The 11,206-nt window shown below is 55.2% G+C and carries 4 protein-coding genes; all 4 read left to right on the top strand.

All coding sequences use genetic code 11. The features are described 5' to 3' along the window. The coding region (locus C400_RS0120825) for a non-ribosomal peptide synthetase (RefSeq protein ID WP_017428089.1) at positions 1–1,979 on the top strand (1,979 nt) is incomplete at its 5' end. After that, positions 1,969–3,795 carry an ABC transporter ATP-binding protein gene (locus C400_RS0120830; RefSeq protein WP_017428090.1) on the top strand — a complete coding sequence of 609 codons (1,827 nt, stop codon included), beginning with the start codon at positions 1,969–1,971 and terminating at the stop codon, positions 3,793–3,795. The genes C400_RS0120825 and C400_RS0120830, both read left to right, overlap by 11 nt. Then, positions 3,792–5,525, top strand: a complete 1,734-nt coding sequence (locus tag C400_RS0120835) for an ABC transporter ATP-binding protein (protein WP_017428091.1) — start codon at positions 3,792–3,794, stop codon at positions 5,523–5,525. The genes C400_RS0120830 and C400_RS0120835 overlap by 4 nt, the downstream gene beginning before the upstream one ends. A gap of 230 nt (positions 5,526–5,755) precedes the next feature. After that, on the top strand, positions 5,756–11,206 hold a 5,451-nt coding region (locus C400_RS0120840; protein ID WP_017428092.1), incomplete at its 3' end, for a non-ribosomal peptide synthetase.

Raw genomic sequence — 11,206 nt, forward strand, 5'->3', positions numbered from 1 at the left:
ACAAGAACCTGTTCGACTTCGGGCCGTCCGACACGTGGACGCTGTTCCACTCGTTCTGCTTCGATTTCTCCGTCTGGGAAATGTACGGAGCGCTGCTGTACGGAGGCAAGCTGGTCATCGTACCGCCGCTCACGGCGAAAAATCCGGCCGATTTCCTGGCGCTGCTGGGCCGCGAACAGGTTACCATTTTGAACCAGACGCCAACGTACTTCTACCAGCTGCTGCGTAAGGTCTTGGCGGACCATCCATACGATCTGCGGATTCGCAACGTCATCTTCGGGGGCGAAGCGCTGAGTCCGCTGCTGCTCAAGGGCTTCAAGACGAAGTACCCGGAGACGAAGCTGATTAATATGTACGGCATTACCGAGACGACGGTTCACGTTACATATAAGGAAATCACGTGGGTCGAAATGGAGGCGGCGAAGAGCAATATCGGCAAGCCGATCCCGACGCTGAGGGTGTACGTCCTTGATGAAAGCCGCCGCCCTGTGCCGATCGGTGTAGCGGGCGAAATGTACGTGGCCGGGGAAGGCCTTGCGAGAGGATACCTGAACCGTCCGGATCTGACGGCGGAGAAGTTCGTCGATTCCCCGTTTGCGGAGGGGGAGATACTGTACCGCTCGGGCGACTTGGCGGCTTGGCTGCCGGACGGCAACATCGAATACCTGGGCCGGATCGATCATCAGGTGAAAATCCGCGGGTACCGGATCGAGCTGGACGAAATCGAGACGCAGTTGCTGAAGATCGCCGCCGTGCAAGAAGCCAAGGTGCTCGACCGCGACGACGCGAACGGCCAAAAGCAGCTTGTCGCTTACTACGTTGCGGAAACGAGGCTGGCGGCGCATGAACTCAAGGAGGAGCTCGCCAAGCAGCTTCCCGGGTATATGATTCCTTCGCACCTCGTGCAGCTTTCACGGATGCCGCTGACGCCGAATGGGAAAATCGACCGCAAAGCGCTGCCCGCGCCGGAGGAAGCCGCGGCCCGAGGAGCGGAATATGTCGCGCCGAGAACGCTGCTCGAAATGAAGATCGCCCGCGTCTGGCAGGATACGCTTGGCGTTCCGCAGGTCGGCGTAAAGGATAACTTTTTTGAGTTGGGTGGCAATTCGTTAAGTCTGATGAGGCTCGTTCAAGCCGTTTACGATGAAACGGGCATCGAGATACCGCTGAACCGCCAATTCCACAATGTAACAGTTGAAGCCATGGCTTTCGGAGAGGGGGACCTGGGCCTGGATAAAGGGGGAGACTCCTTCATTAAGCTAAATAAAGTAGGAAATCTGAATGTGTTCTGCTTCCCTCCGGGCAGCGGCTTCGGCATCGGTTACCGAGAGCTCGCAAGCAGGCTCGACGGTCGGTCCGTGCTCTACAGCATTGATTTTATCGACGATGCCGTCGATTACGAGGCCATGCTGAACCGTTATGTGGACGAGATCGTCCGCATCCAGCCGGAAGGACCTTACGTGCTGCTCGGCTACTGCTTCGGAGGAAACCTGACGTTCGAGGTAGCCAAAACGATGGAGAAAAGAGGGTATTCCGTAACAGACGTGCTTATGGTGGACTCGTGGATTAAGCACACGCTGACGCCTTCCGAAACGTCGGAGAAAGAGCTTGAAGAAACGCTTGCCGATTTCGACGAAGAAGAGAAGGAATTAATGAGCAACCCGCTCGTACGGGAGCGGGTTCATCGGAAGGTCAAAGCGACCTTGGCGTACGAAGCACAGCTCATTAATTCCGGCACGATCCCGGCCCGGATTTACGAACTGATTGCGAAGGACAGCGAAGCGTTCCGTCTGGAGCACCAATTGCCTTCCTGGCGGGGGGCAACGACGCAAGCTTACGCCGATTACCGGCTAGAGGGCGCGCACGAGGAATTGCTGGAACTCGCGCGCGTGGACGAAACGGCCGGCGTCATCCGGGACATCTTAGAGCAAGTCAAGCGGCAGATCGAAGCGGAGGCCGGGGTACTGCATGGAAGCTGACCGACAGCCGTCTGTTCAAGAACAAGGCACAGCGGCGCCTTTCAAGCGCCAAACCGCTTACGCCGCCTGGAAAGCGTTCCGCTGGCTGATGTCCTATGTAAGCCGTCACAAAGGCTGGATGATCATCGGTGTCTTGTCCGCGATTGCCGCCGCCGTTATTGAGATATGGACGGGAGGTTTGATCGAGCAGTTGACCACCCAGGCCGAGAAGGGGGCGGGGCCAATCGTTCTGCAAATCGTGTATGCGGTCTTTGTGGTCATCTTGATCGGTGTGCCGGCGAAGTTTTTCATGAGCTTCGGCGTGGAGCGAAGCAGTGCCTCTGCGGTGCAGGATATCCGCAACCATGTCATGCGTCATATCGGTAAACTCCCGGTCTCCTATTTAGAAAAGCAGCACTCCGGCGACGTATTGTCGCGGATCAACAACGACCTGCAGCTCATCCAGCAGTTTATGATTCGGGACCTCGCCCAGTGGTTTTATCATCCGCTGTTGTTCATCGGCTGTTTCGCTTATTTGCTCTACCTCCAATGGGAGCTGATGCTGTACAGCCTGCTGTTATTTCCCGTAGCGCTGCTGGTTTCCCAATGGATCGGCAAGCAGTTGGAGCGGTTGACGGAGGAAGCCCAGGCGAACATGGGCCGAATGAACGTCAACCTCCAGGATACGCTTGGGGGCATGCCTATTGTAAAAAGCTACCTGCTATCCGGCATGTTATCTCGCTCCTACCAAGTGCTGCTGCAATTGACGGCCCAAAAAAAGCTGGCCGTGAAAAAGCGGGAAGCCTGGGTCAACCCACTGCTTTCCACGTTGATGATCAGCCCGATCATTTTCGCCGTCAGTTACGGAAGCTATTTGATCTACAAAGGGCAGCTAGGCGCGGGAGAGCTGATCGCCTTCCTGTACTTGCTGAATCTGTGTCTGGAGCCGCTGGAGCATATTCCCGAGCTCATCACGCGGACGTTCGAAATGACCGGTGCCCTGAGAAGGGTCTCCGAAATCGTCGAGCAGCCGACCGAAATGGAAAATGGTCGTTCGCTTCCGAAAGCGAGCGCCGCCCCTATCGAGTTTCAGAACGTAACCTTCGGGTATGAGGAGAGCTCCCCGATCCTGCGGAATGTTAGCTTCTCGGTGCCGGAAGGGAAGACGATCGCGCTTGTCGGAGCGAGCGGCGGAGGGAAGAGCACGGTATTTAAGCTTGTATGCGGCTTTTATCCGCTTGCGGAGGACCAGGGCGAGATCCGCGTGTTCGGCAGCCTGATCCACGGCGCCGATCCGGAGCAGCTTCGGTCGCATTTTTCCGTGGTAACCCAGGATTCATATTTGTTTAGCGGCACGATCGCTGAAAATATCGGCTACGGGCGGGAAGTAGCGTCGATGGACGAGATTATTGAAGCCGCCAAAGCCGCTCAGGCGCATTCCTTCATTATGCAGCTTCCCGACGGCTACCAGACGTATGTCGGAGAGCGCGGAGGCTTTTTGTCCGGCGGGCAGCGCCAGCGCATTGCAATGGCCCGGGCTTTTCTGAAGGATGCTCCCGTTCTGCTGCTGGACGAGCCAACGTCGGCTCTTGATCCGGAGTCGGAAAGCGCGGTTCAGGAAGCGCTGGGCGTATTGATGAAGCAGAGAACGACGATGATTATTGCCCACCGGCTTTCTACAGTACAAAACGCCGACGAAATTTGGGTCATGGAACAGGGGAGTATTGTTGAAAAGGGCACTCATGAACAATTGCTGAAGATGAAGGGACTGTACGCCCAGTCGTACTATCAGGAATTTACCGAGTTTGCCGAACGCAGGGAGGTGGCGTACACATGAAAAAGGGCGGATGGCTCTCGCAAGTGAAAGAACTAAGCTACTTGCTGATGTTTATGAACCGCAAGCGCAAAACCCAGTACGCCATTGGCCTGGCAGTGACGGCGCTCACCCAGACATTGTTCCTGATCGCCTTCAGCTTGGTCGTACATAACTTGGTTGATTTCGCCGTGTCCCGAGATACGTCCCTGATAGTGGAAGCCTTTATTATTTTGGGCGCGGCCTTGTTCCTGGAAAATGTGATTTCTCCCTGGTTCATTTACTTATACCAGCGCAGTGTCGAGCTGACTGTGCTGAATATCCGCGAACGTCTTTATGAAAAGCTGTGCCGGGTGCGGCCGAGATTCCTGGAGCAGACGCACCATGGGGACTTGCTGTCGCGGGTGAACAACGACGTAACGACCGTTGAGTTTACATTCTCGCAGGTTTACTTTGTTTTGCTGCTTCAAGTTGTCTTTTGCATCGGCTCCATTGTCTCCATGGTGTTGATCGATTGGCGGTTTGCCGGCGTATCCTTCGTCATTCTGCTGCTGTCCTCCGTGGTCAGCCTGAAATTTGCGCGGGATATTCGCGCCTTGTCCGAACAAGGCTTGCAAACGCTCGGTAAAATGACCGAAAAATTCAAAGATTTTATGGGCGGCATTCAAATTGTGAAGCTGTTCCGCATCCGCACGATTTACGGCCAGTACGAGGCGTTGAACGAACAAATGACGCAGACGCTTCGGCAAACCGCGCAGAAGAACGGCATGCAGGCTGCGGTGAATCATTTTATCAGCTACGTCACGTTCTGCGGCATCATCGTCATCGGCAGTCTTCTTTATGCCTACGGACTGATGGGAATGGGAAGCGTCGCCGCCCTGGCGGTTTTGCAAGTGAATCTGACGCACGCCTTGTTGAACTTGGGGACGGTTCTGTCGATGACCCAAAATTCGCTCGCGGGCGCTCACCGGATTCAAGAAGTACTAAAAGAGGAAGAGGAACCGGAGCGTTTGGGATCTCCTCACAGCGAGCTCGTGTCGGAGGCTGCGGTGGAGTTTCGCGATGTGGAATTTTCCTATCAGGCGGATAAAAAGGTGCTTGTCGACATCTCCATGCAGGTGTTTCCCGGACAGGTCGCCGCTATCGTGGGGGCCAGCGGCAGTGGCAAAAGTACGCTGATCAAGCTGCTGCTCGGCTTTTATCCTGTGGACAGCGGAGAAATCCTGCTCCAAGGCAAACCGTTCGGCCATTACACGCTGGACGAAATCCGCAGGCAGATTGCATACGTTCCGCAGGAGCCGTTCTTGTTTACCGGCACAATTGAGGAAAACATCCGCTACGGCAACCTGGATGCAACGGATGAAGAAGTGATCGAAGCGGCCAAAGCGGCGTACGCTCACCATTTCATTCAGGAACTTCCTGAACAGTATAAAACGCCGGTGGGAGAGAGAGGAGCGTCGTTGTCGGGCGGACAAAGGCAGCGAATTGCGATCGCACGGGCGATTCTCAAAAACGCCCCGATTCTGCTGCTGGACGAAGCGACTTCCGCGCTGGATAACGAATCCCAGCATTGGGTACAGCAGGCCCTGAACGTATTGATGAAAGGGCGCACCACCATCCTGATCGCCCACCGTCTCAGCACCGTGGAACATGCGGATTTGATTACCGTCATGAACCAAGGGACGGTCGTCGAGCGGGGCTGCCATCAGGACCTGATTGCGCTCGGAGGTTATTACGCCCGGCTGTACGGCTAGACCCGCTTTACGGCGGGCGGCTTCTTGCTCGCGAATGCGACAGAGTCTTTTAGCAATCCAAGGTATGACTTTATAACCGGTAGTTACCAGAAAACGCAGACACGAAAAAGGAGGAAGAGTCCGAAGGAGCCGTTCCGGGAATGGCCTGCGCGGTTCTTCTAAGAGTGACTAAGTGACATCTAGGTACAAAGCCTATCTATAAAGAATCTCTAAACCGGGAGTGTGTCGATGTGAGAGAGGATACCAACGAGCAATATGGATTAACGCAAGCCCAGCGCCGAATATGGTTCATGGAAATTATGAATCCGGGAACGTCCATCACGATGCTTTCCGCGACCTACCAGATTACGGGCGAGATCAACACACAGCTTCTGAAGCAAGCGGCGGCAGAGATCGTCAAAACCTATGACGTTTTCCGAATCCGCATTAGCGGGGATTTGCAAAATCCAACGCAGTGGTTCGAAGAGCCGGAGAATGTCCAAGCTAGGATAAGCCGCCTCGAAATAGGCACAATCGAACAATTCTATGCTTGGGTGAAAGAAGTAAGCGAAAAACCGGCCAGCGTGTTCGACGAACACCTCTACCAATTTACGATTATCCATTTTGCGAACGGCCAAGTATGGCTCAATTTGACGGTAAATCATATTATCGCCGACGGCTTGTCCGTCAATGCTTTGCTGCATGCGGTGATGGAAAAGTACCTGGAACTGCGCAAAGGCATCTCCAGCAGTTACCAGCCCCCTTCCTATCTAGATTATATTTCCTCGGAGCGTGAATATGAGCAATCGCAGCGTTATCAAAAAGGCAAGGAATACTGGCTGACAAAGTACAACACTTTGCCTGAAACGACCGGCATTAAATCGTATCCGCCATTCTCGATCGGCAGCGAATCCAATAAACTGTCCATCACTTTGGACGGTTCCCGGTATGAACGCATTCTGGCCTTCAGCGAACAATATCAGGTCAGCTTATATACGTTATTTTTGTCCGCCATGTACGCCTTATTGTACAAACTGACCGACAGCACCGATGTTCCGGTCGGCACGGTTTTCGCCAATCGTACCAGCAAGAAGGAAAAAGAAACGATCGGCATGTTCGTCAGCACCGTGGCTACGCGGATTTGTCTGAATCCAGACGGGCACGTACTTTCCTTGATCCAAACGGTTTCCAAGGAAAATACGGCGGATCTGCGGTATCAGAAATACCCTTATAACCAATTGATCCAGGATTTACGCGAACAACACGGCCGCAACGATCTTTCGGGGCTGTTCCGCACGTCTCTGGAATATCTGCCTTTGAAAATCGTGGAGTACGAGGAAATCAAGGTACGCTTAGAGGCTCACTTCGCTAGGCACGAGATGGACGATTTGCTGCTGCGCTTCGACCATATGCTGAATGAAGGCCATGTAATTCTCCATGCTTCCTATCGTACCGGCCTGTTCGAGAAGGCCGAGATTGATCGGATTATGGAACAGTACGTAACCGTTCTGGACCAGTTTCTTCAGACTCCCGAACTGCCGGTACGCGAGATTTCTCTGCTGAGCGATGATGAGAAACACCGCATTCTCAACGTTTTTAACCCGCCGGTGGCAGGGCTGAGCGAGGGGGAAGCGTTTCATCGGTATGTTGAAAAGTTTGCCCGGGAAATTCCGGATCATCCGGCAGTCGTCTACATGGACAAACAGCTGACCTACAGCGAATTGAACGAACGCGCCGAGCGGCTGGCTTCTCTCCTTCGCGAACAGGGCGTGGGAAGGGAGACGATTACGGGGATCTGGGCGGAGCGTTCGGTGGAACTGCTGGTCGGGGTGCTCGCCGTTTGGAAAGCCGGCGGAGCCTATGTACCGCTGGACCCCGATTATCCGGCGGAGCGGATTGAGTACATGCTCAGCGATAGCGATGCATCGGTGCTGCTTACGCAGCGTCATCTGTTGGAGCGGGCCGGAGGTTGGTTGGCCGATGACCGGCTGAAGCTTCAGGCTGTCTATGCCATGGACGATGAACAGATTTATAACGGGGATGCCTTAGCCGTGGAATTTGAATCTGCCAACAGCGCCCCGCAAGACTTGGCTTATGTGATTTACACCTCGGGTACGACGGGACGCCCGAAAGGCGTCATGATCGAGCACGGTAGTCTCGTGAATACGGCCGATGCGTACCGTCGCGAGTACCGGTTGGATCAGTTTCCGGTGCGGCTGCTGCAGCTGGCCAGCTTCTCGTTTGACGTGTTTGTCGGAGACATCGCACGGACGCTGTATAACGGAGGCACGATGGTGATTGTGCCGAAGGATGACCGGATTGATCCGAACCTCTTATACGGCTGGATTCGGGACCAAAACATTACGGTATTCGAATCGACGCCTGCGCTCATCCTGCCGTTCATGCAGCATATTTATGAAGAAGGGCTGGACGTTAGCTCCATGCAGTTGCTGATTACCAGCTCGGATGCTTGCAGTGTCACCGATTACCGATTGCTGCAGGAAAGATTCGGCGGACAATTCCGCATCATCAACAGCTATGGCGTTACCGAAGCGGCCATTGACAGCAGCTTTTACGGTGAGCCGCTGGATAAGTTGCCGCCGTCGGGTCATGTGCCGATCGGCAAAGCTTGGCTGAACGCCCGGTTTTACATTGTCGATGCAGCGTTAAAGCCGGTTCCTGTAGGGGTTCCGGGCGAGCTTGTCATCGGCGGCGCCGGGGTGGCGCGCGGGTACTGGAACCGTCCGGACCTAACCGCCGAGAAGTTTGCGGACAGCCCGTTTGTGCCGGGCGAACGTCTGTACCGGACAGGCGATTTGGCCCGCTGGCTAGAAGACGGCAACGTCGACTTCATCGGCCGGATCGACTATCAGGTGAAAATTCGCGGGTTCCGGATCGAACTCGGCGAAATTGAAACGGCCCTGCTGCGTTTCCCGGGCGTCAAGCAGGCTGTGGTGACCGACCGTACGGATGAGCAGGGGCAAAAGTATTTGTGCGGTTACGTGGCGGCGGATGCTTCTTTGCAGCTGAGCGATCTGCTGTCCCAATTGAAGCAAGAGCTGCCGGCTCATATGGTCCCGGCCCGGCTGGTGTCTCTTGATAAGCTTCCGCTCACGCCGAACGGCAAAATTGACCGCAAAGCGCTGCCTGAACCGACGGGAGAGATAGAAGCAGGCCGTGAGTATGTGGCTCCTCGTACAACGCTGGAAACAAGACTTGCTCTCATTTGGCAGCAGGTACTGGGTATTGCGCGAGTTGGAGTCCAAGACGATTTCTTTGACTTGGGTGGTCATTCCTTGCGGGCCTCCACGCTGGTTTCCAAGATTAGGAAAGAGCTGCAAGTCGAGGTTCCGCTGCGGGAAGTTTTCCGCTACACCACGATCGAACAGCTGGCCCAAAGAATCGGCGGTTTAAGGCAGCAGGAGACGTATGAGATTACAAAGGCGGCTGAGGCCGAGTGCTATCCGGTTTCATCCGAGCAAAAGCGTCTGTACGTCCTGCGCCAGCTTGACGGGGCCGAGCGCAGCTACAATATGTCGGCGGCGCTTCTTCTCGAAGGCAAGCTGGACCGCACGCGCGTCGAGCACGCGTTCCGGGCGCTGATTCAGCGCCATGAGACGCTGCGTACCGGGATCGAGCAGGTTCAAGGCGAGCTTGTCCAGCGCATCTATGACGAGTTGGATTTTGCTGTAGATTATTTCCAAGCGAGCGAGCGGGAAGTGGAGCAAGTGGTGGAAGCTTACTATCACCCGTTTGATCTGACTAAGCCACCACTTCTCCGCATCGGCTTGATCGAAGTCGCCGAGGATCGCCACATTCTGCTGTTCGATATGCACCATATCGTCTCGGACGGTATTTCGACAGCGCTGCTCTTCGACGAGTTCAGCCGCCTGTATCGGGGCGAGGAGCTGGCCCCGCTGCGCATTCAATACAAAGATTATGCCGTTTGGCAGCATTCCGAAGCTTACGGGCAGATGCTCCAGCCGCAGAAGGAGTATTGGCTGGAACAGCTGTCGGGCGAGCTGCCGGTCTTGGAGCTACCGACGGACTTCCCGCGGCCTGCGGTGCAAAGCTTTGACGGCCGAACCGTGAAGTTTTATATCGAGAAAGATCGGACGGAGAAGCTGAAAGAACTAGCGGCACGGACAGGGACGACCCTGTACATGGTGCTGCTGTCGGCTTACACCATCCTTATGCATAAATATTCGGGTCAGGAGGATCTGATCGTAGGAACGCCGATTGCCGGAAGAACGCAGGAAGAAGTGCAGCCGATCGTAGGGATGTTTATCAACACGCTGGCCATTCGCAGCCGTCCGGAGCGTTCCAAGCCGTACCTTTCGTACCTGGAAGAAATCAAGGATATCACGCTCGGGGCTTTCGAACACCAAAATTATTTGTTCGAAGACTTGGTAGAAAGTCTTCACATTCCGCGCGCGACCGGCCGGAATCCGCTCTTTGACACGTTCTTCTCCCTACAAAATACGGAGAACGAGCAAATTGTCATCGAGGGGCTGGAGCAATCGTTTTATCCGCTGGAAAACCGAACATCCAAGTTCGAGCTGCTCTTGGACATTTCGGAGATGGACGGTCAGCTCGAATGTCGGTTGGAGTACGCTACGGCTTTGTATAAACAGGAGACCGCGGAGCGGTTCGCCAGACATTATGACAAGCTGCTCGAAACCATCGCAGCAGCGCCGGACGGGGATATTGCCTCGCTGGAAATGCTCACGGAGGAGGAAATCCGCGAGCTGATGCGCGGTTTCAACGATTCAGAGGCGGACTACCCGCGGCAGCAGACGATTCACGGCTTGTTCGAAGAGCAGGCGGAGCTTTACCCGGACAACGTGGCCGCCGTCATGAACGAGCGGCAGCTGACCTACCGCGAGCTGAACGAGCGATCCAACCGCCTTGCGCGGAAGCTGCGGGAGACGGGAGTAGAAGCGGACCAGCTGGTAGCGATTCTGGCCGAACGCTCGCTCGATATGGTCGTCGGCATTCTGGCGATTCTCAAAGCAGGCGGAGCATACGTGCCTGTCGATCCCGACTACCCGGAGGAGCGCATTCGCTTCATGATCGAGGATTCGGGTGCGCCGTTATTGCTGATTCAAAAGCATCTGCACGAGAAGACCGACTTCGTAGGAACGCGCCTCGAATTGGACGATTTCGTTTGGGGCGACAGAGGGGCGGACTCCGAAGGTGCGCTGGACGCTTCGAACCTGGAGCCGATTTCCGGGCCGCTCAACCTGGCTTATGTCATCTACACGTCGGGAACGACCGGCAGACCAAAAGGAACGCTGATCGAGCATAAGAACGTCGTGCGCCTCCTGTTCAATGACAAGAACCTGTTCGATTTCGGGCCGTCCGACACGTGGACGCTGTTCCACTCGTTCTGCTTCGATTTCTCCGTTTGGGAAATGTACGGAGCGCTGCTGTACGGAGGCAAGCTGGTCATCGTACCGCCGTTCACGGCGAAAAATCCGGCCGATTTCCTGGCGCTGCTGGGCCGCGAACAGGTTACCATTTTGAACCAGACGCCAACGTACTTCTACCAGCTGCTGCGCGAGGTCTTGACGGACCATCCGTACGATTTGCGGATTCGCAACGTCATCTTCGGGGGCGAAGCGCTGAGTCCGCTGCTGCTCAAGGGCTTCAAGACGAAGTACCCGGAGACGAAGCTGATCAATATGTACGGCATTACCGAG

It is taken from the genome of Paenibacillus sp. ICGEB2008 (assembly GCF_000307675.1).
Lineage (GTDB): Bacteria > Bacillota > Bacilli > Paenibacillales > Paenibacillaceae > Paenibacillus > Paenibacillus polymyxa.